Below are 21907 nucleotides of genomic sequence, written 5' to 3'. Positions count from 1 at the left end.
CAGTTAATGACACAAAAGTTATATTACGACTCCGCATACACGCGGGATTGGCATACACAAATTACGGGTAGAGCGGACAAGGAAGACGGTAAATATATCACACTTGCGGAGACGGCATTTTATCCGCATGGGGGTGGACAACCCTGTGACCTGGGCCGAATCGGAGGTATCGCTGTTCTTGATGTAAACATCGAAGATGGCGAGGTATGGCATAAAGTCGATCAGGCGCCTGAGCAGAAGGAGGTTCACTGCGAGATTGACTGGGAGCGCAGATTCGATCACATGCAGCATCACACAGGGCAGCATCTGTTGTCAGCGATCACGCTGAAGCTGGCTGATGCGATGACGCTCAGTTTCCATCTGGGAACCGAATATGCAACGATTGATGTAGCCGCAGAACTGGGAGCGGATCAATTGACAGCCATTGAGCAAGAAGTGAACCGCCAGATTTACCGCAATGCCCGCATTAGCAGCTCCTGGGTTACTGCGGAGGAAGCAGCGCGTCTGCCGCTCGTGAAGCAGCCTACTGTGACAGAGGACATCCGTATTGTCGAGATGGAGGGTGTGGAATACAATGCTTGTGGCGGCACGCATGTGGCGGCAACAGGCGAGATCGGCATTCTTAAGGTGCTGAAAACGGAGAAGGTTAAAGGTGGCACGCGCATCTATTTCAAATGTGGATTCCGAGCATTAAACGAATTCACGGCAGCACAGCAGGTGTTAAACGGCATTTCGGTGAAATTAAAAACCAGCAGGGAAGAGCTACTTGATCGTATCGATAAAATGGAAACAGACCAGAAACAGCTTCTATCCGAGCTGAGTACGGTCAAATCGACCAATGATACGTATTATGCACAGGAACTCCTATCTGCACGGGAAGGTTTGGTTATTGCCCAGGTATTCGAGGACAAATCCCTCAAGGACATGCAGAGCTTGGCGACCAAGCTGACGGAAGATCATGAGGGCATCGTGCTCTTTGCCAGCATCTCGGAGGCCAAGGTCGTTCTGGCCCAGAACGGGCAGCCGCCGGAGTGGTCTTGCGGTCCATTCTTCAAGGGCAATCTCGGAGCCTACCAGGGCAAGGGCGGGGGCAGTGACAGAATGGCTCAGGCAGGCTTTGCCAGCAGTGAAGATGCCTTAGCCTTTTATGAATTTACCAAGGACCAGCTGGGACATCACTAAGATGAATTGTGGCTTCGGGACGAAGCGATATCTGTAAGGAGCGGCACGCCACAAATTGTGGCGTGCTTTTTCACATGAGGCGAAGATCCGTCTGAGAAGAGCCAGTACATCCCATGATTTTCCTATGATATACTCGGGGGTATATCGATCAGACGGCAAGGAGGTACAAAGGAATGACAGAACGCATTCCGTGTATCCGTGAAGGATGCACCAATACGATTTTACCGGCAACCGCGGCCAAGACAGGTGGGTACTGTATGCCCTGCAAGCAGGAGATGGAGCGGGAGGAACGCCGGAAATACATTGAAGCGAATCGACGGGACGTGAATTTGTATGAAGGAGTGCATGACCCGGTGGAGATTCTGAAAATCATGCATACACCTCATGTACGCGATCCATTAATTCACTATGTGCCTTATGAACGTTCCCAAGAGCAAGTCTACCTGTCACTGTCTGCGGAGCAGCAGGAAGCGACGGCAGACTATGCGATGGAGTTGATTCGTACCGATGATACGGATACCGGCAAAGACATTCTGCTGTATCTGGTCTGTTACCATGATATCTCGCTCGCTGCACAGATTCCCGAGTTGTTGGAGCAGGAGATCTACTATCCTGCGATTCTATATAAAAGTGCTTCAGCGAACGTGCGGGATCAGCTCTTGAAGCAGGTGCACAACGATGACGAGAATCGAAACCATATCCTGATTATGTTAGCCTATATCGGCGATGAGGTAGTTGTTGAGCAGTTCTGGCAATGGAAGCAGTCTCCGCCGGCCTGGGCAGATCAATTATATGTAAAACCAGAGCAATACACCTTCCAAGCCGGGTGGGAACTCACCAAGGACGGGAAGCGGAGAGAATTGTTTATCAGCCCAAGTTATTCATTATATAAAGGTGATGCAAAGGTTGGAACAATTGCGCCTTCAAGCGGCGTACCCATTCAAATGCTTCAAACAAGTTCCAGCAGTTGTCCATGGTGTGGAACCGCTTTAACCAACTTGGTTGCTCTGGATGTGAGGCATCCGGCCTTGCAGAATGTTTCCTGGCAAGCCGAAAAGCTGCAGATTCGAACTTGCATCAACTGCAGCTGCTACGGTGTGGTCTATATGGAGACAAGCTCAGCAGGGGAGCCCTTCTGGAGTTCTCACAATGTCATGCCAGTAGGAATGGATGACATTGATCCCGAAAATTCGCTCGAACCTGACCCGGATGCTGGTGATTCATTCTACATTGCGACAGAGCCCCGTCAGGCCTTCCATGGCAGTGAGTGGGCCATGGAACCTTCACTATCCCAGATTGGCGGTCATCCCGGATGGGTTCAGGATGCAGCGTATCCGGTCTGTCCCTGCTGCTCCACAACTATGAAGGCGGTTGGGCAGGTAGACTGGGCACAGATCGAGGAGTATGGCGAGGGTATGTATTATATGTTTCTATGTGAGCCGTGTCAGATGACTGCGGTGACGTATCAGCAATCTTAACTAGATTGGTTTGAAGGTATATTTTGACAAACTAAAAAATGCTCATGCCTACTGTCAGGTAAGGCCGTCTGTGGGAAATAGAGTAGAGGTGGTTTAAACGGGAGCTTTTGTCTTACTCTTGAAAGACTATGAGGATGAATCAGTTGTGATTTATCGATTCGGCCCAAAAGAAGAGATAATGGGAAAGATTGAATTAAACAAAGGAACTAGAATGTTTTCCGAATTAGAATCAATTAACAACACAGATCATTCAAATCAATTTTACTTTGAAAGAGCGGCTCAAAGAATGGCCAGATGTCTAGTTAAGGAGGGCGGTGTATTTCCTGAGAAAATGACATTTGAATCCTGAGGAGTCGAACTCTGATTGGCTTCTCGCCTCTCAAGGTTTTTCTACAGTGGTGCTACCCAGTGCCTGATGAAACCATTATTGAACAAATAACACATATTACTCATGGTATTACCCGTATAATGATTTCGTCATTTCGGTTGTATTTACGTTAAGGCTTTAATCTTATATCCTAAATAAATAATGCTATTCCGTTACATAGAACAGGTCCATTATGGTCAGATACTACCATGATTGACCTGTTTTTTTGTTATCTTCGTTTTCTTGCGTTTTTCAAATTAAAGAAAGAATCAAGCTGACGCTCACGTGTAGGAATTAGATCTCGCCCGCTAAATAAATCTGATCAATTACAGCCCTCAATTGTACATCCTTCTACAATTCTGCAGATGCCTGTGTCACCAGACCAGCGAGCCATTCGTAATCCGGTGTATCCTTTTCCTTGATCTTGATCGTTTTGCGTTCCGCTGGTCCTTCAAATACTCCATCGGGTAGATCAAGAGCAGCCGAATTAAAAATGGTGAAGGACACCGCCTGTTTGGAAGGGGAGATGACGGCGGCATATTTGCCGTTCTTCAGGAAGTGAGGCTTCTTGTATTGTATGCGCTCCTGCGCGTCCGGAATGGAATCGTGCACGAGCTGGCGTAATTGTCCTGCTACGGCGATTTGCCAGGGGGTTGAGATCTGTTCGATAAACTCCGTGACTTCTGTATTCAAGGCCATTATTGTTCATCCTCCATTTGTATTGGATTAAGTGCTTCCCACTCCGGCTTCAGAATGCCCATCATCAGGCGGTCATAACGCCGTCCATCACGGTAAACTGCTTCGCGCGCTCGTCCTTCCAACTGAAAACCGGCCTTCTCATAGGCACGAATCCCTTTTGCGTTATACGAAATGACGTCCAGCCCCACACGATCGAGGTTCATCTCATGGAAGGCATATCGCAAAATCAGATTCAACGCTTCTGTTCCATACCCTTTGTTGCGATGTTCGGCAAGTCCAATGCCGATGGCGAGCTGTCCGCAGCGGTTGTTCCATTCAATGCTGTGAATGACAACAAAACCGATTAGTGTATCTTCCTCATGTGTTCGAAGCCTGAAGTACACTTCTTTGTTTTTCGTTTCCCCCTCATCTTCCAGTTGTTTCTCCGAATAGGGAATGGCAATATCGGTATCCACATTACGAAGATACTCCGGATCTTCATTCCATTGCAGCATTGTCTGCACGTCTTCCTCACGTGGAGGTGTCATTTTCAATCGTTTGCTATAAAACAGGTTGTCCGTTGTCAGTGTCATGTTGGTCTCCTTTGAAGATAAATGAAGCTCGCTTCACCTCAGTACGAAAATGAACTGTATGGTTGGCTCAATATCTTCGCCCCTTTGGAAAATCAGATAGCCCCATCATACTGGAAATTTTAGGGGATCACAATACACTTTTCAGTGGGTTTTCTTAATCTCTTGTCAGTAAACCTGCCACGGTAGTAAGATGAAATCATAAAGTTTAAAAACAGCGATGGAATACACCAAAATTGTTGGCAGGAGTGGTTGTTATGGAGATCAGAGTGGATGATTTGAGTGGGGATCAGGTTAAGGGGTTAATCGCAGAACATTTGCTTGGTATGGCCGAAGATTCGCCGCCGGAAAGCATTCATGCATTGGATCTGGATGGGTTGAAGAAACCTGAGATTACATTCTGGTGCGCATGGGAAGGTGAAGAATTGCTGGGATGTGGGGCCATGAAGGAATTGAGCGCTGAGCATGCCGAACTGAAATCGATGCGTACAGCCAAGGCCCATCTTCGAAAAGGCGTAGCGAGACAAATCCTGACTCACATCATTGAGGTTGCCAGAAGTCGGGGATACAAACGCATTAGCCTGGAGACCGGATCGATGGATTCGTTTATCCCGGCACGCCGGATGTATGAAGACTTTGGATTCGAATACTGCGAGCCTTTTGCAGATTATATATTGGACCCGAATAGTGCATTTATGACGAAGGAGTTATCACCGCTCGAATAGTCCTCCTCGTTGTTTCAATTTCATTTACAAAAGGGTAATCAACCAGGATTCTGCCTTCGCAGGGTTCTGGTTTTTTGGCGTGGCCGTATGAATTGAATGAATTTGCCATAACGAATCTCTGTGCTGAGGCATGAACAATAGGGTATACTGGAAATTATGTTATAAAAGCTTGAGAGAAGATTACAGACGTTGTTGACATCAGGAGGACTTGAATTGGCTCAGACAGAAGGAACATTACAGAAAAAGCTTAAACCAAGACACATCAGCTTCATGGCCATGGGCGGTGTCATTGGAACCGGAATTTTTAAAGGCAGTGCCGAAACGATTGGACTCGCAGGTCCGGGTGTTATTTTAACGTACATTTTTGCTGGACTATTACTGCTGGTTGTAATGGCAGCGATGGCGGAGATGGCTACCGTCTATAAAAACAAAAACATGAAAGACTTCGTGCAAGAAGCCTTTGGCAGCAGGGTATCCTTTGTAATGGGGTGGATGTACTGCTTCCTATGGTTATCCGTGTGTGTCATTGAGGTAATTGCTGCGGGGAGCTTCTTGCAATATTGGTTTACGGAAGTGCCGTTATGGATGCTGAGTCTGGCGTGCGCGGTATTTATTATACTCGTCAATCTGCTGAGTGTTGGGGTGTTCGGGGAGTTTGAATTTTGGCTGGCAGGCATCAAGATAGCCATGATCATTATTTTTATCATCCTGGGTGCCGCATTGATCTTTGGCATTATTCCAAGTGATAACACACCTTATCTGCAAAATTACACACATGCCGGAGGTTTCCTCCCGAATGGTTGGTCATCGATCTTCTCCGCGCTGCTTGTCGTCATGTTCTCGTATGGAGGCTCAGAACTCATTGGTCTGACACTGACGGAGACGGAAAATGCGGACAAGGTCATGCCGAAAATTGTGGGCAATTTCATGCTCCGAATTATTTTGTTCTTCACGCTGCCGATTCTCATCATCTGTGGTCTGATTCCATGGAATGAGATCGGGCCGGAAAGCAGCCCGTTTGTACAAGTGCTGGCTTCCACAGGTTTACCTGGTGCAGCGCATATTATGAACTTTATTCTGGTGACTGCCGTTCTATCTGCTGCCAATTCCGGCATCTACGGCGCATCCCGGATGCTTCATTCCATGGCGGTGGGTGGTGAGGCTCCAAAAGCACTGTCCAAAACCAATCGGAGCGGCAGTCCGGTGAATACGCTCTTGGTCTGTTCCGTCATTTTGCTCGGAGGCTCGATGCTTGGACTGTTCGCTCAGGATCAATTGTTCCGCGTATTGCTCGCAGTGCCTGGGTTTGTCGTGATGCTTGTATGGATCTGCATTGCCACTTCCCAGTTAAAATTACGGAAGAGATACCCGGTCACACCGACATTCAAAGTCTGGGGATTCCCTTACGTAACCGGACTGGCCGTACTGGCGCTTGGTGTAATTGCGGTGATGTTCATATTCGATGAGGGCAATCGATTCAGTATCAGTATCTGCCTCGGTGTCCTTGCCGTATTGATTATCTGGTCCCTGATCCGGTTCAGGAAGTCGAATGGACAGGAAGTTTAAGGTTAGCAAAAGTATGATTGAAGAGTAGAGGTATGGATCGCTAAATGGACCAACATCTCGGCATTTATGCCGGGATGTTTTTTTTATGTGCAAAGGAATGGACTCAGAGTATAAGGGAAGATATGATATGTTACATTTGGGAGATATTGGGGGTAATACGAACTATGTAAATAAACCAGCAGTCGCTACGAAATAATTTTGTTCCATTTTATAATAGAAGGCCAAGTGTATATATTTGAATCAATTCAATATTTCGTGCCTGCCGTATTCTTATAACAACGTAATACATATTTCGAACGAGGTATCATATGACAACGATAAAGGTAACACCTGAACAATTATCATCTGTTTCTAAACAATTTGCAGTCGCACAGAGCCAGGTTTTTCAGATGAATAGTATCCTGAAACAACATTTATTCGAGATCGAAAGACAGTGGGATGGAAGCACAAAGGAAAAGTTTTACGTTGATTTTGTGGTTGCCCAAAAGATAATGGATAACTTTGTTTCATTATCTCAGTCGATTTCGAAAGAACTCGAAGGACATGCAGAAAAATTCAGACTTGCAGATCAGCAAGCAGTGCAATCTTATGATTCGAGGTGTGCACCCCCACCGCCGGATGAATGTAGGGCTCCGGCGACGGACAACCGTAATGCATTCCAAAAATCAGCTGACAGCTTGGCTGAGTTGGGTCGTGCATTTATGCAATCTGCGGACGATCGATATCAAAAACGTTATGATAGTGTAGGGGGATTCCTGGATTACTGGACGTTTGGTATCCCGAGTGGACTGGTTCAGGGATATGTAGACCGGGCGGATAAAGCATTTAACTCCCCCAATGATACAGCAAACTGGCTTACATTCGGTATTCACGGCACGATTAGGGAGGCTACTATGCCAACCAATGCCTGGTCCAGCGAACACTGGGCGAATATGATTGGTATGGGAGGGCTGATGGTTGGTACCGGATATGCCTCTTCTATGATCAAACCGCATAATCTACTGACATCTTCAGGAGGGGGCGCGAAAATAAATTCGTTCACACGTCCATCGGGTACAGGACAAATGACGGGTGGATTTAATGGCTTTCAGGATCCCCGCATTCGAGTATTGGACAATATTGCCGAGAGTAAAAAGGCGAGAGAATCATCTGGATTCTCCGAGTTTCTGGAGAAGGAAAAGGAAATAGGAAAAGGGGATCATCGTCAGATATCTTCAGACGGTTTGAGGAACGAACTAGAATTAACAGATGCCCAGAAAACCGAACTGGTTAATTACTCTAAAAGATTAGGTTTCCCAGAAGAGAATATAGTGTTTCGAGAACATTGGAATACCGGAATGATGTATGACAGACTGTATATCAATACAGACGTTCTACCTGCAGAGTCCCATGGAATTGGCACATTGAGTGCCAACGCACGTGTTTCGGGTAGAGCTACTGTAGCTCATGAAATTATTGGACATTATGAAGCGTTTAAAAGCGGAAGAGCCTTTGAACTATATAATCTTGATGATAATACGTATACACGGAATTTTGCTTTAGACGAAGCTCAAGCCAGCATAAGAGCAGCGAGATTTGCTCCCGAGTTAAATTCTGTAGAGAGAATAACACTATTAAGAGATGCAATTACGAGATTAAAAAATGCAAATCTCCGTGTACGAGATGTCAAGAATGAACTTTATATTCAACATAGATAGAAAGGAGATTAGTATGTATAAATTGATGAATGTTGGAGATGTTTTTGAATCATTGGAATATGGCACTATTTTAGTGGGGATCAATCCTGAACTTGATGATCTCAGCCATGATCAAATAAAAAATCGCATCGATAATCGTATTGTTATTAGAACACCTGATAAAAAAGAATTTTCAATAGAAGTGGTTTCAATACAAATCTCAAGTTCATTAATGAATAAGAAAAGCATTGGTATCTGTGTTGGTAGATCAATCAACCAATCTGAAATTCCCCTTAACTCAGAAGTGTATACAGACAAGTCTTAATGAATTTAATGTCATGATTAGATGATGGTTGCCTTACACAAAGAAAGATGAAAATAATGAATAAAGGAGGTTTAGTCTGACTAGTTCGATTGAGGATATTTTAATTATGGCTTGCAAGGGTAAGTATGAAACTTTAGGACTTTAAAAACTTACCTGATGTAATGTAGAAGGAAACATTAAATAAGTACTTTAATGCTTACTTGGATTTAATTGAAAACACTGATGATTTGGACAGCATAGATGTTTTAGAAACGTTATCAGAATTAGCTGATAGAAAGGTCTATACTCACGAATTGTTAGAATCTAATCTAAGACCAAGAGTCGATCAAATGGTTCTCAGACTATGGGATGTTTCATCTGCGGAACTGGTCGATAATTATGCTTATGTGGTTATAAACCTAAATTTGCAAAAAAGTTATGAGTTGATGAAGTCAGCTTTAAATATGGATTTGGACAAGCTGAATATACACATTATCTAGACGATATGAATAAGGGATTTCCGGGTATGAGTTATCATTTTCAAACAATAAATCGTGTTAAAATGGAAATGAATGCATATTATGAGAGAAATCAAAATAGCCGAAGAGTTGGGTCGGAATGACATTGCCAATACTCTATTTGAGAATTATTTAAGAGAAAGAAAAACGTTAACTAGTCACTTAAAATAAACTAGATGGGTGATCATAAATGAATTTAATTAATAAAATCGAAGAAGGAAAATGTTCAGTTGAAGAGTTACAACAATTACTAAATGAGCAGAATCCAATCGTTCTGTATCATGTAATGACTTATATAGGCAAAGAAAAATTAGACACTAATAGCATGCAGAGAAAGTTGGAGGAGCTATCGTCTAGAAGGGGATCCTCAGATAAGTTACTAGGTTATTATAAAGTGGGAGACCTTGCAATAGCTACTCTGATAAAATTAGGAAAAGCGCCTTCTGAGCTATCTAGTTATCAATCGCTCAGTGAATTTGATCAAAAAATGATTATAAATTTGCTCGAAGAGTTAGAATGGTAGATCAGTTTTCTCTAGAGAATTTGATGCCTATTGAATCAACTTAACATTTTAACCCCTGAATTATTTAACGAAGAAATTTTGTCAGATCCAACGGGAGTTGGTCATCGAGCTGCACTGGACCAAACATCTCGGCTTTAATGCCGGGATTTTTTTTATGTGCAAAGGAATGAGCTCAGAGAGTCGAGATTAGGCGGCAACGTGGGCTTGCTCTTTCATGTGCTTTTCTATGTTGAAAAGGGAGGCGGAGATCCTTGGCCAGCAAGAAGCATTTAGAGATCATTGAAACCAGATATGAAAATAGAAGTATATAATTAGAAGAATTAAATATTTTAGTTAACGATTAGGAGAAGGGAGAGACGGATGTAATAACATTTTTTAATAAAGTTTGGTTACGAAGGATTAGCAGGGGGAGAGTTTAAGCAGAAGTGTAATTCTAAATGTGTGAGTTGCTACGTGATGATGAAGTTTGTGTTGAATACAACCATAGAGGGAGGACGAGTATGCCATTCATTGGGGGAATGATTTTAGTCTTTATCTTAGCTTTTATTCTATGGTCATTAATGTTCCCGCTATTCAATATGGTAGGTAGAAGAGTGTTGAAAAGATACAACAAATTCAAACAAGAGGAGAATGTAAATGAAGAATCTAAAGACGTTTAAGGTAGGAGCCATTTCAGTAGCTTTAGTGATTATTGTGGGGGTAGTATTGGTAAGCTTTTTTGTGACACGAATTCCTAACGGTTATGTTGGCGTTGTCTATTCACCAAATGGGGGCGTAAAAGATAATACGCTGAGTCAGGGATGGAAGTTGGTTGGTGCTTTTGATAAGGTAACCAAATATCCAATTAGAATTCAAACCGTTGAATACAAAGATATACAGATTGCTACGTCTGACGGAAAAAACATCACAATCGATTTTGCTTACAACTATCAAGTAGAACCAAGCCAAGTGTCTTCGATCTTCAATACCTTTGGACCCATTAGCATTCAAGAAATTGAAGATACATATCTGAAAACACGTTTTCGTGATGCTGCCCGGAAAGGTATTTCTAAATTTACTGTAATTGATGTATATGGCGAAAAATCATCTGAGGCTGGCGTAGACGTTCAACAACGTTTCGCAGACGATGTCAAAGAGCTAGGATTCATTGTATCCAATGTGACCGTTGGTGTTCCTCAACCAGATGCGAAAACCCAAGAAGCCATAGATAAACGGGTTGAGGCATCTCAAGAGCTGGAACGTAAAACGACTGAGCTTGAAATTGCGAAGAAAGAGGCAGAACGGAAACGTGTGGAAGCACAAGGTAACGCAGACAAACTATTGATCGAAGCAGAAGGTCAAGCCAAAGCAAATAAAGAGCTTCAACAATCACTTACAAGCCAACTTGTTCAATACGAAACGATTAAGAAGTGGGATGGTGTGCTGCCATATGTCAGTGGATCCAATACACCAATGATTCAGTTACCAACTGCAGCTGCAAAGACAGAAGAGGTAAAATAAATGAAGGGGAGTTTTTCTTCCCTACTGAGGTACAGATATGCAGGATCGGAAGAGGCTGCAGCATCGGTGGATATCATTTTTCAGATTTCATCCGGGGTTTCGGATCACTCCGATGACATCTACCGCCTGATGCTGGAGCAGCAAACCAATGAGATGAGCGAAGCCGTGAGAAAAGTAAAAGTGTAGGCATCACATAAGAGAAGGTACCCATGCTGCTGGAGGAGTTGAAGTGGATCATCCCCAGTGTGTGGTGTACCTTTTTGTTTGGTTTGGCCCTGAGTAATGATGCGAATTCTTATTAAAATTAAAAGAACTTAACTTTTCAAATAATCCAGCTCGATCGCCTGTCTGAACTTTTGGGCAAATCGTTCTGCGGCTACGGCAACCTCCTTGGACTCGGTCTGTACGAAGCCGATTTGCATCTTGGGCTGGTCGATGGAGGCAATCTCGATCATCTTCACAAGACCTTCTTTCCATAATGTATTCTGGTAGAAAGAGAAGTCGTGACCGATGCTGGCTGCTATGTTGTTTCTAAGCACCGTGTTGATCGCTTCCGAATTGTTGGTCTTGAAGAGGATGGATAATGCCCCATAATCGTATGTGAAATCCTTAATGAAATCTTCAATGAAGCCATCGCGGTACAGCGCAAGGGAATGCTCCTTCAGTTGATCAGGCGTCACCCGATTCAGCTTGGCCAGATCAGACTGGTGATGGGTGCCTACAACCAGTTTACCGGAATACATTGGGCTGAAATGCAGTCCGTCGAATTCACGCAGCTGTTTCGTGTAGATGGCGATGAAGCCAAGGTGTGCCTTGTTGTTCCGGATATCTTCAATAATCTCCATGGAACCTTTCTCTTCAATGGAAATGTTCAGTAGAGGATGCTCCCGTTTCATATCGGCAGTGGTCTGGACAAGATAGTGCATGACACTGGGAAAAGTCGCTACATGCAGGTCGCCTGTCAGGCAGGATGCTTCCACATTCAGCGATTTCAATTCATCAACCCGCTGCAAAATGTCCAGTGCCTTGGCAATAAACTGTTTGCCCTCCGGTGTAGGGTGGGTCCCCTGACGGGAACGTTCGAACAGGATCAGGCCAAGCTCCTTTTCCAGACGATGGATAGACTGACTGATGGCCGATTGGGTAACGTGAAGGTGCTCCGAAGCGGCGGAGAACGATTGGGTTTTGGCAATTTCAACGACATATTCAAGCTGTTCCAGATTCATGGGCTCATCTCCGTTTTAACATTACTTCTACTAATATTAACATTAGTATCTATAAATATGAATAATAAGTGAACGGCGATATAATACATAGACAAGCTATTTATAAGCTCAATAAAAGGGGATGGATTTTCATGAAAGCAGCAGTATGGTACGGCCATAAAGATGTTCGAGTGGAAGAACGTGAAGTTCCGGTTGCTGGATCCGGACAAGTCAAAATTAAAGTGGAATATGCGGGGATCTGCGGCAGTGACTTGCATGCTTATCACCATGGTGTAGGGATTCAAGAAGGTGAAAATCATCCGCTCTCCGGTCAGAAGGCACCATTGACATTGGGACATGAGTTCGCCGGAACGGTCAGTGAATTGGGAAGTGATGTAAGCGGTATCAGCGTAGGAGACCGTGTTGTGGTGGAGCCATTGTATCATTGTGGCAAATGCGAATACTGTATCCAGGGACGCTATAATCAGTGTACTGAATTTGGTTTCGTAGGTTTGAATGGGGATGGTGGTTTTGCGGAGTATGTTGTTGTTGAGGCTTATATGGTACACCCATTGCCAGACAATGTTTCCTTTGAAGAAGGAGCACTTGTTGAGCCTACAGCGGTAGCCTTCCATGCCGTTCGCCACAGCAAGCTGAAAGTGGGACAGAAGGTAGCTGTGTATGGTGCAGGCCCAATTGGACTGCTGACCATTCTATCTGCAAAAGCGACAGGAGCTTCCACGATCTATGCAGTTGACGTGTTCGAGGAACGCCTGAACCTGGCAGCTAAACTGGGAGCAATTCCAGTGAACAGTGCCAAAGTGAATGCAACGGAAGTCATCCTGGAGCAATCTGGCGGAATTGATGTCGCCTATGAAGCAGCAGGTGTACAACCTACGATGGATAGTGCTGTAGCGGTAGTCAAAAAAGGCGGAGAAGTGGTTGTGATTGCAGCCATCCCTAACCCACTGCAGGTGAACTTCTTCGATCTTCTGGTGAAGGAAGCGAACCTGACGGCCACATTGGCATATCGTCATATTTTCCCTGAAGTCATCTCCCTCATTGCTGAAGGAGCACTCGATGTGAAACAGGTCATCACGAAGAAAATCAAACTGGATAACATCGTGGAAGAAGGACTGGAACTGCTGATGAGCGACAAGAGCCATGCGAAAATTTTGGTGGAGATCGGCGGTTAATAAGCAGTATTACATTGCTGCATCTTCCAATAGTAAAGGCCACTCGGATGAGTGGCCTTTTTTTCATCTTTATCACTTCAATTGAACTGAAGTTTATAGCTTGCGCTTAATAGCATGTGTTCTCATATGAATCATGAATCGTAACGATAACAGATGGCGTTTCCCCCACTGCTGCGTGTACTGAATTCTTCATCCTCCACAAAGCCAAAACGTTCATATAAACGGATGGCATTCGTCATCTGCCCGCCCGTGAACAGATACACCGTATTTTTGCCCATGTCCTTGGCGGATGCAACACACTGACGAAGGAGCTCCCGGGCAATACCGTGACCCCGCCACGCAGGATCCACGCCAAGCAGGCGAATGAACGGATAATCAATCGGGAGTTCAAAATTGGGATAGGCATTATGTGCAGTTTCGAACAATTGCACGGTCCCTACAATCTGGTCGTCCACTTTGGCGACCCACAATTGTGTGAGGTAGGGATTGTCCAGTGATTCCTCGATGTCTTTCACATAGGCTACCCAACGTTGTTGATCCTGAAAGGTATCCTTGTACTCTGCATAACTTGCAATGAGGATATCTACAATCCCTTTATGATCAGCTTCTGAAGCGGGTTGAATCGTGACTGCCGTTGTCGTCATTGCAATTTCTCCTTCTTAAATGGGGTGGATGAAATACAGTTATTCCACATCTTAACACAACTAAATTTATCGGAATAATCAAAATATTCTATAGAATACGCATGAATTTCTATGAGTCAGTCTATGCGACAATCTTATGATTTCGTACTAATCCATTGATTATAAACGATTGAGCTGAGTGGAATATAGGTTATTGCGATATTCTGTTGGCGTACTGCCTTCGTACTGCTTGAACATGCGCAGGAACAGTTTGTAATCCGAGAATCCGCATTGCCCGGCTATTTCCTTAACACTGGCATTGGTATTGAGCAGCAGCTGTTTGGCCCGGTTAATTCGCTCGGTAAGGATGTAGGTTTTCAGCCCAATGCCCTTCTCGCGTTTTACCATTTTGGAGATATAATCCTTGTTAAAATTAAAGTGCTCCGCAATCTTGCCTACTGTTATATCGGTATGGAGATGAATACCAACCCACTTGCAAATATGGTCAACAACCGCATTATGAGGGCGATAACCAGCCTCCGTATTGCGTTCCAATTCTTTTAACAGCAGGAAAAGTGCAGCATTTGCCTCTTCGGTGGAGAAGGAGGAGACATGCAGCAGCTGCTTGAACAGCTGATTGGCCGTAGAGGGTACCGGGATAGTCGCATGTGTAGGATAACGATCGAACCCTTCAGCCAAGGTGTCATAGTGAACCCAGTAAAAGCTGACAGGAGCATCGCTGACTTGATATCCGTAATGGGTATGGCCGGCTCTCAGAAACAGCAGATCATTGGCGCGAACCACGTAATGCCGCTCCTCCTCCGCAATGTACATTTCTCCCTCCAGCATCAAAATGATCTCATGCACAGGCATGATCCGTTTCATGTGTGTCCAATTGCCTTCCGTGATGAACTTGCCGCACAGGTAAAATTCGAGTGGCTTCTGCATAAGACGGATTTATCCACCTTTTCTTGGATTATGAGTCTGATGTAGTTGTATTTTATTTGATAATATGTGGATATTCAAGGGTTTGTATGAATTTGGGGTTATGAAGCAGTTGGTGGGTAGAACGGATTTTACCCTCTCGTATGATGCCGGAAAGATATCAGGAACTATAACATTCTGTACATAATGAGGAGGAGCATAGGTCATGATCGAAACGAAACGGGGATTTTTGGGTCCGGAGCACGTGCAGCTATTAAACGGGGTTTTCCAAACGTCTCAGGAGGTCGGGGAACGTTACCTGTTATCGCTGGATATTGATCGGTTTCTGGCTCCGTGTTATGAAGCACACGGGTTAACGGCGAGGAAGGAGCGGTATGCTGGCTGGGAAGCACGGACGATCAGTGGACATTCCCTGGGGCACTATCTGTCTGCTCTGGCAGTGACCTATCAGGCGACAGGGAATGAGACGCTCAAACAAACATTGGATTATGCCGTCACCGAGCTTGCAGGAATACAGAAGGCAACAGGCAGCGGATATATCGGCGGTTTGACCGAGGAAGCCTTCGACGCGGCATTTCGGGCCGAGCGCATCGGCAGTTTTGATATCAACGGATTCTGGGTTCCATGGTACAGCGTGCACAAAATTTATCGCGGCCTCATTGATGCTTACAAACTCACGGGCAACCAGCTCGCCCTGGATGTGGTTACCCGGTTCGCTGATTGGGCTGTGACAGGCATGAGTGGCATGACAGAGGAGCAGGTACAGACGATGCTCCAGTGTGAGCATGGCGGCATGAATGAAGTGTTCGCCCAGTTGTACGGCATAACGGGAAAATCCGTATATCTTGAGACCGCTAACCGGTTCACCCACCACATGATCCTTGAGCCCTTGGAGCAAGAACGGGATGACCTTCAGGGCAAACACGCGAATACCCAAATTCCGAAAGTGATCGGTGCAGCCGAGATTTACAATCAGGATCATTCGCATGAGAGCTACCGGACGGCGGCGGAGTTTTTCTGGGACACAACGATTCATCATCGCTCCTATGTGTTTGGCGCCACGAGCATCGCGGAGCATTATGAAGCGAAGGGCATGGAGAGTCTCGGCATCAAAACCGGGGAGAGCTGCTGTACCCACAACATGATGCATCTGACGAAACAGCTGTTTACCTGGAACCCGGACAGTGCCTACATGGACTATTATGAGAACGCTATCTATAACCACATTCTGGGTACGCAGGACCCCGATACAGGCAACAAAACGTACTTTGCTTCAACCCTCCAGGGTCATTACAAAATCTACGGGACACACGATACCGCATGGTGGTGCTGCACAGGCTCAGGCATGGAGAACCCGGGCAAATATGCGGAGGCCATCTACTTCGAAGATGAACAGGACCTGTATGTGAACCTGTATATCGCATCGGGGCTGAACTGGACGTCACAGGGACTATCCCTGAAGCTTGAAACCGACTTTCCTTATTCGGAAAAGGTAACCCTGACGATTACCGGAGGCCATGCCTCGGCCAATCTAAGACTACGCGTGCCCTCATGGCTGCAGGAGCCAATGACGGCAACCGTCAACGGGGATACGGCATATCCGTATACACGGATGGAAGCCGGCTATCTCTCCATCCAGCGCACTTGGTCTGCCGGGGATGTCGTGACCATCACCCTGCCAATGTCGCTGAGCCGATACACGTCCAGGGATGATACCCACAAAGTCGCCTTCCTGTATGGACCCATTGTGCTCGCGGGCGCACTGGGAAGCGAAGGGCTGCCGGAGGATACCATCGTGGATGAGACAGCTCTGAATCCGAAGACAGCACCCGTTCCTGTGATTTGGACGGAGCAGGAAGATGTGCGGGAATGGATCAAGGTGGTGGATAAGGGGACGTTAACCTTTGAGCTTAGCAAGGATGTGACGTCTACGGGTGAAGCCGTGAAGCTGGTTCCGTTCTACGATGTGCATCATGAGTTTTATACGGTCTATTGGCCGTTCAACGATGAAGGCGATGCACTGGAGAAGGAACTGAATGCGATTACGATCGACAGGGTGCAGCCAGACGGTCAGCAGGACGAGATCGGGCATCATCTGGATAGCAACTGCCGAGCAGAACATCACAATGGTTCATACACGGATAGCCGTAATAGGCTGCATATGTGGCGCGAAGCTTTTGGTGTCAGCGAAGCCTATTTCAGTTACCGGCTGGCCGTGGATGGTTCTGGTACCAATGTGTTGTGCGTCGGTTACTGGGGCGGGGATCATTCACCGTTTGAACGTGAAGGAACGAGGTATGACAGAGTATTCAACCTTGTGGTGGATGGAACCGTGGTCGGTGAGCAGCGAATCCATATGAACAAGATCGGTGAAGTGTTCTATGCGACCTATGATATTCCTCAGGCTGTTACCTCTGGTAAGGAGAGTGTGACAGTTACGTTCCAGGCCATTGGTGATCGTGGGTGCGCAGGGAAAGTCGTAGAGGTGCGGACAACCCGAAGCAAGCCAAACTTTGTGATCTCATAAACGGGCAGAGCATGGAAATCAGCTAACACAATGGTATAATGAGGACAAAGTCATACCCTTTCATCAGCTGTTCAGGCTGGAATAGAAGAATAAAATTTAAGTTACTCCGGTGCCCTGTGCCCGGAGTATTTTTGGTTGCTTTTTCGGCTCGTCCTATATAAAAAATGACACGTAACCTCTGGATTCCACGTATTACCTGTAAATCTTTCTTTTTCCGTTAACGGATATTTTCGTTTGTCTCCTCCGTCGTAAATCGGTTCAATAGTGAGCCGTCAAAAATCCGTCCACATGTCCCTGTATCGATGAAATGGGATAAGCTGGCGTCACGTATATTAGGAATATCCATATTCTTCGACCGAATCGGGGCTGCATCATGTACAATGAGTGATATACGCTAGTGGGAAATATCGACAATTGATCCGTCATATAGCGAGAAAGGAGGTCAGTGGATTACGATGACCAAATACATAAAATGGCTAGGCCTGATCTTCGGCGTTGTTGTCCTCAATATTTTGTTATTTTCACCAGGCTTCATCGGGCTTGGCTTCGGTGGTGGAGCCTTCTCCACTGCACTGTCCGTCACCATGCTGTTCGGAAGTGTGATGGTCCTATTTTACGGAAGTTACACCCTGCTGTTTAAACAGCCTGTAGTCTTGCCCGTCAAGCAGATCGAAACGCATGAAGATTATGTAGAAGCTCTATCCTTTTACAGACGCATTAAAGTGCTGGAAGAAGATATTACGCTGGGATTGTCCCAATTGAGCCGGATGAAGAAAAAGAAAGAGACGCTCCTGAACGTGCTGAACCAGCGGTTCGATCCGGGGGAGCTTAGTTATAAGAAATTTGCCTCCGTCACGCTTGAAGTGGAGAAGCTGCTGTATCTCAACATTCGAAGCGTGCTGAACAGACTCCATGTGTTCGATGAAGCCGAATATGCCGCCCTGATGAAATCCAAATCCTCCAAGATTCCGCCAAAATTATTCCAGGAAAAAACCAAAGTATATAACGACTATTTATCCTATGTGAAGGATTCGCTCCATACCAATGAAGAAATACTGCTCAAACTCGACCAGCTGCTGCTGGAGATTTCACGACTGGACAGTTTTGAAGCCGGGGATATCGAACAGATGCCCTGTATGCAAGACATTGATCAGTTAATCAAGCACACCAAATTATACAGACAGTGAGGGGTTGCGTTTATGGCGAAGAAAGGGAAGTTTTTTATCATATCGATTGTGACGCTGGTGCTCGTGTTCGGATTGGTCTATGCAGGGATCACATTGACATCGAACTTCGGCAAGTCCAGTACACAGGTGACGACAGAGAACGCAGGCAAAGAATTAGGCAAATTATATGCAGATATTGCACCAGCAACGGCTGAACCCGTGAAGGGACAGATCGATCTGGATCCGGTCGATGTGGCAGAGTCCCTGCCGGATATCTCCAAGTTCCCGATTACCGTTGAGAATACCACGAATGAGTATGTAGAGATATTCTCATCCATTGAGAAATCGGGCACTGGGGCGGACGGCTGGTTAACCGAGGTCAGTGAAGAATTCAACAAGGCGAATATAACGGTGGGCGGTCAGCCAGTATCGGTGAAAATCCGCAATATCGCTTCCGGTACGGCAGCCGATTATATCAAATCCGGCAAATATGTACCTGATGCATACACGCCTTCCAATGAACTGTGGGGCGAAATGGTAGCCGCAAGCGGGGTGAAGACGGAGAAGGTATCCGAAAGGCTCGTGGGCAACGTCCCCGGCATCGTAATCTCCAAAGCCAAATATGACTCCCTCGTCGACACGTACGGCTCCGTGAACGTCAAAACGGTGACCGAAGCGATTGCCAACAATGAACTGGCGATGGGATATACCGATCCATTTGCCAGCTCCACAGGACTTAACTTTCTGGTTACAGCGTTGAATACGTACGACAGCTCCAATCCGCTGGGCGAGAAAGCCATTGAAGGTTTCGAGAAATTTCAGGCCAATGTACCCTTTACCGCTTCCACAACCATTCAGATGCGTGAAGCCGCGAAGTCGGGCCGATTGGATGCCTTTGTTCTCGAATATCAAACCTATGTCAATACCGCCGATCTGAAAAGCGGATATGTCTTCACCCCGTTTGGCGTAAGACATGACAGCCCGCTGTATGCACTGGGACAGCTGCCGCAAAACAAGCAGGAGATCATCGAGAAGTTCTCTGAATTTGTTACCCAAGAGAAATACCAGCAGTCGGCAGAGGAATTCGGATTCAATGGTTTGCAGGATTACAAGTCCGAGCTGGCGACCGTTGATGGGGGTACACTGTTGTCCGCACAAAAAGTATGGAAAGAGAAAAAGAACGGCAGTAAACCCATTGCTGCCGTATTCGTAACCGACGTGTCCGGAAGCATGGACGGGGAACCGCTGAATCGGCTGAAGGAGTCCCTCCGCAAAGGGCAGAAATATCTGGGCACCGACAATAGCATTGGGCTTGTGTCTTATTCCAGCGGTGTAACCGTGAACCTGCCGATTGCGAAGTATGATACCAACCAGCAGTCCATGTTCGTCGGGTCTGTGGATAGTTTGCAAGCAGGCGGCGGTACGGCGACCTTTGATGGAATCGTGGTAGCCATGAAGTTGCTGGAGGACTATATGGCGGCTGAACCGAACGTGAAACCGCTGATTTTCGTCCTGAGTGATGGAGAGACCAATGAGGGACATACACTGAAGGATATACGCGAACTGGTCGAGACCTACCAAGTGCCGATCTATACGATCGGATACAACGCAGACATCAAGGCCTTGGAGAGCATCTCCAGCATTAACGAAGCGGCCAGCATCAATGCCGATACCGACGATGTCGTGTACAAGATCGGAAACCTGTTTAACGTGCAGATGTAAATAAGTAATTTATATAGTTAATGTATTTCAAATTCACACGAAAACGGAGAGTGCAGAACCAATCTGAAGAAGCATAGCGTTCGCCTTTATCCCCGGATTACTACCCTGAAAAAGGGAGATCAAGAAATCTGGGGATAACAGCGATCGGAAGATGGTACTGCATTCGTAGTGGCCGAGTGTAATCATCGTTAGTACATTTATAAAACGTGTAATTTAAGGGGGAGTTTGGATGTCGTTTTCGATGGAAATACCCAGCCAGAAGGAGATTCAGAAGGTCATAGAGGAAGAGGTGAAGCCCGTCCCGGCCGAGGTCGCGGAACTGCAGCAGGTGGCGAACGCCAACGTGGAGATGATCATGTCGCTGGATCTGGAATCACTGGATAAGCGCCAGGAGATTTTACAGTCCATTGAAGGCTTTGGCATGAACACGATGAGGTCCTCCTCGGAGAAAAACGCGCTGCTTCAAGTCTCAGTTGGACATCTGTCCAAGACGGGAGACGAGGGTGGTCAGGTCGCCAAAGGCTTAACCGAGCTGCACATGCAATTGAAGGATCTCGATCCCAGCGTGGTCGATTTCGCCAAGACCGGATTTCTTGGCAAATTGTTCAATCCGCTGCGGGCTTATTTTCTCAAATACCAGAAGGCTGATGCGGTCATTGCCGATATCGTGACTTCTCTGGACAAAGGCAGGGCGACATTGCGCAATGATAATACGACTCTGGAGATCGAGCAGCAGACGCTTAGGGAATTGACCAAACGACTGCAAAAGGAAATCCAGCTCGGCGTGCTCATGGATGAGTCGATCGACGGACAGATTGAAGCAGCGAAGGTTCGGAATGAGGACCCGGAGAAGGTCCGGTTTATTACGGAAGAGGTACTGTTCCCGCTGCGTCAGCGCGTCATGGATCTGCAGCAGATGCTGGTCGTGAACCAGCAGGGCATCATGGCGATTGAGGTAGTCATCCGTAACAACAAGGAATTGATCCGCGGAGTCGACCGGGCCAAAAATGTGACGATCTCGGCATTGAAAATTGCCGTTACCGTTGCCAGTGCACTGTACAATCAGAAGATTGTTTTGCAGAAGATCGAGTTGCTCAATCAGACGACCAATGACCTGATTGCAGGCACGTCCAAAATGCTGAAGGATCAAGGGGTTGCGATTCAAAAGCAGGCGTATGATGCCAGCATATCGGTCGATACGATGAAGCAGGCGTTCACGGATGTGCTGTCCGCACTGGATTCCATCAGTGTATATAAGCAGGAGGCACTACCGCGGATGCGGGAGACGATTAACCAGTTCCGTGAACTCGCGGATACCGGTGAGCAGCAGATCCAGCGCTTGGAGAAGGGGCAGAAGCTGGGGTTATGATCAAAAGAGTGAAAAAATGACGTGTTTGATTGTTATCTTAATTGTAT

General features: G+C 46.1%; 20 protein-coding genes. 15 read left to right on the top strand and 5 right to left on the bottom strand.

Translation table 11 applies throughout. From position 1 onward, the window contains the following. The first annotated feature begins 6 nt into the window (after positions 1 to 6). From ABGV42_RS16925 to ABGV42_RS16915, 3 genes are all read left to right on the top strand, one after another. Positions 7 to 1182 (top strand): alanyl-tRNA editing protein, encoded by a 1176-nt coding sequence (locus ABGV42_RS16925; RefSeq protein ID WP_347382680.1) that lies wholly within the window; start codon positions 7 to 9, stop codon positions 1180 to 1182. A 173-nt stretch (positions 1183 to 1355) separates the two neighbouring features. Next, entirely contained in the window at positions 1356 to 2660 is a 1305-nt protein-coding gene (locus ABGV42_RS16920; protein ID WP_347382679.1) for a DUF1963 domain-containing protein, read from the top strand. 118 nt (positions 2661 to 2778) lie between these two features. Continuing rightward, on the top strand, positions 2779 to 3009 hold the full coding sequence (locus tag ABGV42_RS16915; RefSeq protein ID WP_336781376.1) for a hypothetical protein: 231 nt from the start codon (positions 2779 to 2781) through the stop codon (positions 3007 to 3009). 369 nt (positions 3010 to 3378) lie between these two features. Here ABGV42_RS16915 and ABGV42_RS16910 read toward each other — a convergent pair whose 3' ends face one another. Beyond that, positions 3379 to 3720 (bottom strand): DUF1801 domain-containing protein, encoded by a 342-nt coding sequence (locus ABGV42_RS16910; protein WP_347383275.1) that lies wholly within the window; start codon positions 3718 to 3720, stop codon positions 3379 to 3381. Between the two features lie 5 nt (positions 3721 to 3725). Then, complete coding sequence (locus tag ABGV42_RS16905) at positions 3726 to 4298, bottom strand: GNAT family N-acetyltransferase (RefSeq protein WP_347382678.1); 573 nt, start codon at positions 4296 to 4298, stop codon at positions 3726 to 3728. A gap of 254 nt (positions 4299 to 4552) precedes the next feature. Between ABGV42_RS16905 and ABGV42_RS16900 the strand changes: the two genes are divergently transcribed. The 7 genes from ABGV42_RS16900 (at position 4553) to ABGV42_RS16870 (ending at position 11293) form a co-directional block, all read left to right on the top strand. Continuing rightward, entirely contained in the window at positions 4553 to 5020 is a 468-nt protein-coding gene (locus tag ABGV42_RS16900; protein ID WP_347382677.1) for a GNAT family N-acetyltransferase, read from the top strand. A gap of 213 nt (positions 5021 to 5233) precedes the next feature. Continuing rightward, complete coding sequence (locus ABGV42_RS16895) at positions 5234 to 6586, top strand: amino acid permease (protein WP_347382676.1); 1353 nt, start codon at positions 5234 to 5236, stop codon at positions 6584 to 6586. A gap of 308 nt (positions 6587 to 6894) precedes the next feature. Next, positions 6895 to 8283, top strand: a complete 1389-nt coding sequence (locus ABGV42_RS16890) for a WXG100 family type VII secretion target (RefSeq protein ID WP_347382675.1) — start codon at positions 6895 to 6897, stop codon at positions 8281 to 8283. Positions 8284 to 8296: 13 nt separating this feature from the next. Continuing rightward, positions 8297 to 8587 carry a hypothetical protein gene (locus ABGV42_RS16885; RefSeq protein WP_095288654.1) on the top strand — a complete coding sequence of 97 codons (291 nt, stop codon included), beginning with the start codon at positions 8297 to 8299 and terminating at the stop codon, positions 8585 to 8587. Positions 8588 to 9274: 687 nt separating this feature from the next. Next, on the top strand, positions 9275 to 9607 hold the full coding sequence (locus ABGV42_RS16880; protein WP_286459168.1) for a hypothetical protein: 333 nt from the start codon (positions 9275 to 9277) through the stop codon (positions 9605 to 9607). Between the two features lie 636 nt (positions 9608 to 10243). After that, positions 10244 to 11107, top strand: a complete 864-nt coding sequence (locus tag ABGV42_RS16875; RefSeq protein ID WP_095361063.1) for a prohibitin family protein — start codon at positions 10244 to 10246, stop codon at positions 11105 to 11107. Then, positions 11108 to 11293 (top strand): hypothetical protein, encoded by a 186-nt coding sequence (locus ABGV42_RS16870; protein WP_347382674.1) that lies wholly within the window; start codon positions 11108 to 11110, stop codon positions 11291 to 11293. A 128-nt stretch (positions 11294 to 11421) separates the two neighbouring features. Here ABGV42_RS16870 and ABGV42_RS16865 read toward each other — a convergent pair whose 3' ends face one another. Next, positions 11422 to 12333, bottom strand: a complete 912-nt coding sequence (locus ABGV42_RS16865) for a LysR family transcriptional regulator (RefSeq protein WP_347382673.1) — start codon at positions 12331 to 12333, stop codon at positions 11422 to 11424. A 131-nt stretch (positions 12334 to 12464) separates the two neighbouring features. On the opposite strand from ABGV42_RS16865, the gene ABGV42_RS16860 reads away from it, so the two are divergent. Beyond that, positions 12465 to 13508: a 2,3-butanediol dehydrogenase gene (locus ABGV42_RS16860; RefSeq protein WP_347382672.1), complete on the top strand. Its 1044-nt coding sequence runs from the start codon at positions 12465 to 12467 to the stop codon at positions 13506 to 13508. A gap of 131 nt (positions 13509 to 13639) precedes the next feature. On the opposite strand, the gene ABGV42_RS16855 is transcribed toward ABGV42_RS16860, so the two are convergent. Both ABGV42_RS16855 and ABGV42_RS16850 read right to left on the bottom strand, forming a co-directional pair. Next, positions 13640 to 14152 carry a GNAT family N-acetyltransferase gene (locus ABGV42_RS16855; RefSeq protein ID WP_347382671.1) on the bottom strand — a complete coding sequence of 171 codons (513 nt, stop codon included), beginning with the start codon at positions 14150 to 14152 and terminating at the stop codon, positions 13640 to 13642. A gap of 159 nt (positions 14153 to 14311) precedes the next feature. Continuing rightward, positions 14312 to 15079 carry a helix-turn-helix transcriptional regulator gene (locus ABGV42_RS16850; protein ID WP_347382670.1) on the bottom strand — a complete coding sequence of 256 codons (768 nt, stop codon included), beginning with the start codon at positions 15077 to 15079 and terminating at the stop codon, positions 14312 to 14314. A gap of 202 nt (positions 15080 to 15281) precedes the next feature. Between ABGV42_RS16850 and ABGV42_RS16845 the strand changes: the two genes are divergently transcribed. The 4 genes from ABGV42_RS16845 (at position 15282) to ABGV42_RS16830 (ending at position 21860) form a co-directional block, all read left to right on the top strand. Beyond that, positions 15282 to 17603, top strand: a complete 2322-nt coding sequence (locus ABGV42_RS16845) for a beta-L-arabinofuranosidase domain-containing protein (RefSeq protein ID WP_347382669.1) — start codon at positions 15282 to 15284, stop codon at positions 17601 to 17603. A gap of 455 nt (positions 17604 to 18058) precedes the next feature. Continuing rightward, a complete protein-coding gene (locus tag ABGV42_RS16840; protein WP_347382668.1) occupies positions 18059 to 18790 on the top strand; it encodes a hypothetical protein in 732 nt (243 codons plus the stop codon). A gap of 12 nt (positions 18791 to 18802) precedes the next feature. After that, positions 18803 to 20491: a vWA domain-containing protein gene (locus ABGV42_RS16835; protein ID WP_347382667.1), complete on the top strand. Its 1689-nt coding sequence runs from the start codon at positions 18803 to 18805 to the stop codon at positions 20489 to 20491. A gap of 229 nt (positions 20492 to 20720) precedes the next feature. Continuing rightward, complete coding sequence (locus ABGV42_RS16830) at positions 20721 to 21860, top strand: toxic anion resistance protein (protein ID WP_347382666.1); 1140 nt, start codon at positions 20721 to 20723, stop codon at positions 21858 to 21860. Positions 21861 to 21907 lie beyond the last annotated feature (47 nt).

Source organism: Paenibacillus pabuli (assembly GCF_039831995.1).
GTDB lineage: Bacteria > Bacillota > Bacilli > Paenibacillales > Paenibacillaceae > Paenibacillus > Paenibacillus pabuli_C.
This window is presented reverse-complemented; position numbering and strand designations above follow the sequence as displayed.

What these genes read in the sequence shown, in the direction of transcription:
- ABGV42_RS16925 (WP_347382680.1), top strand. Translation starts at nt 7, where the DNA reads ATGACACAAAAGTTATATTACGACTCCGCATACACGCGGGATTGGCAT.
- ABGV42_RS16920 (WP_347382679.1), top strand. Translation starts at nt 1,356, where the DNA reads ATGACAGAACGCATTCCGTGTATCCGTGAAGGATGCACCAATACGATT.
- ABGV42_RS16905 (WP_347382678.1), bottom strand. Translation starts at nt 4,298, where the DNA reads ATGACACTGACAACGGACAACCTGTTTTATAGCAAACGATTGAAAATG.
- ABGV42_RS16900 (WP_347382677.1), top strand. Translation starts at nt 4,553, where the DNA reads ATGGAGATCAGAGTGGATGATTTGAGTGGGGATCAGGTTAAGGGGTTA.
- ABGV42_RS16890 (WP_347382675.1), top strand. Translation starts at nt 6,895, where the DNA reads ATGACAACGATAAAGGTAACACCTGAACAATTATCATCTGTTTCTAAA.
- ABGV42_RS16885 (WP_095288654.1), top strand. Translation starts at nt 8,297, where the DNA reads ATGTATAAATTGATGAATGTTGGAGATGTTTTTGAATCATTGGAATAT.
- ABGV42_RS16880 (WP_286459168.1), top strand. Translation starts at nt 9,275, where the DNA reads ATGAATTTAATTAATAAAATCGAAGAAGGAAAATGTTCAGTTGAAGAG.
- ABGV42_RS16875 (WP_095361063.1), top strand. Translation starts at nt 10,244, where the DNA reads ATGAAGAATCTAAAGACGTTTAAGGTAGGAGCCATTTCAGTAGCTTTA.
- ABGV42_RS16870 (WP_347382674.1), top strand. Translation starts at nt 11,108, where the DNA reads ATGAAGGGGAGTTTTTCTTCCCTACTGAGGTACAGATATGCAGGATCG.
- ABGV42_RS16865 (WP_347382673.1), bottom strand. Translation starts at nt 12,333, where the DNA reads ATGAATCTGGAACAGCTTGAATATGTCGTTGAAATTGCCAAAACCCAA.
- ABGV42_RS16860 (WP_347382672.1), top strand. Translation starts at nt 12,465, where the DNA reads ATGAAAGCAGCAGTATGGTACGGCCATAAAGATGTTCGAGTGGAAGAA.
- ABGV42_RS16855 (WP_347382671.1), bottom strand. Translation starts at nt 14,152, where the DNA reads ATGACGACAACGGCAGTCACGATTCAACCCGCTTCAGAAGCTGATCAT.
- ABGV42_RS16850 (WP_347382670.1), bottom strand. Translation starts at nt 15,079, where the DNA reads ATGCAGAAGCCACTCGAATTTTACCTGTGCGGCAAGTTCATCACGGAA.
- ABGV42_RS16845 (WP_347382669.1), top strand. Translation starts at nt 15,282, where the DNA reads ATGATCGAAACGAAACGGGGATTTTTGGGTCCGGAGCACGTGCAGCTA.
- ABGV42_RS16840 (WP_347382668.1), top strand. Translation starts at nt 18,059, where the DNA reads ATGACCAAATACATAAAATGGCTAGGCCTGATCTTCGGCGTTGTTGTC.
- ABGV42_RS16835 (WP_347382667.1), top strand. Translation starts at nt 18,803, where the DNA reads ATGGCGAAGAAAGGGAAGTTTTTTATCATATCGATTGTGACGCTGGTG.
- ABGV42_RS16830 (WP_347382666.1), top strand. Translation starts at nt 20,721, where the DNA reads ATGTCGTTTTCGATGGAAATACCCAGCCAGAAGGAGATTCAGAAGGTC.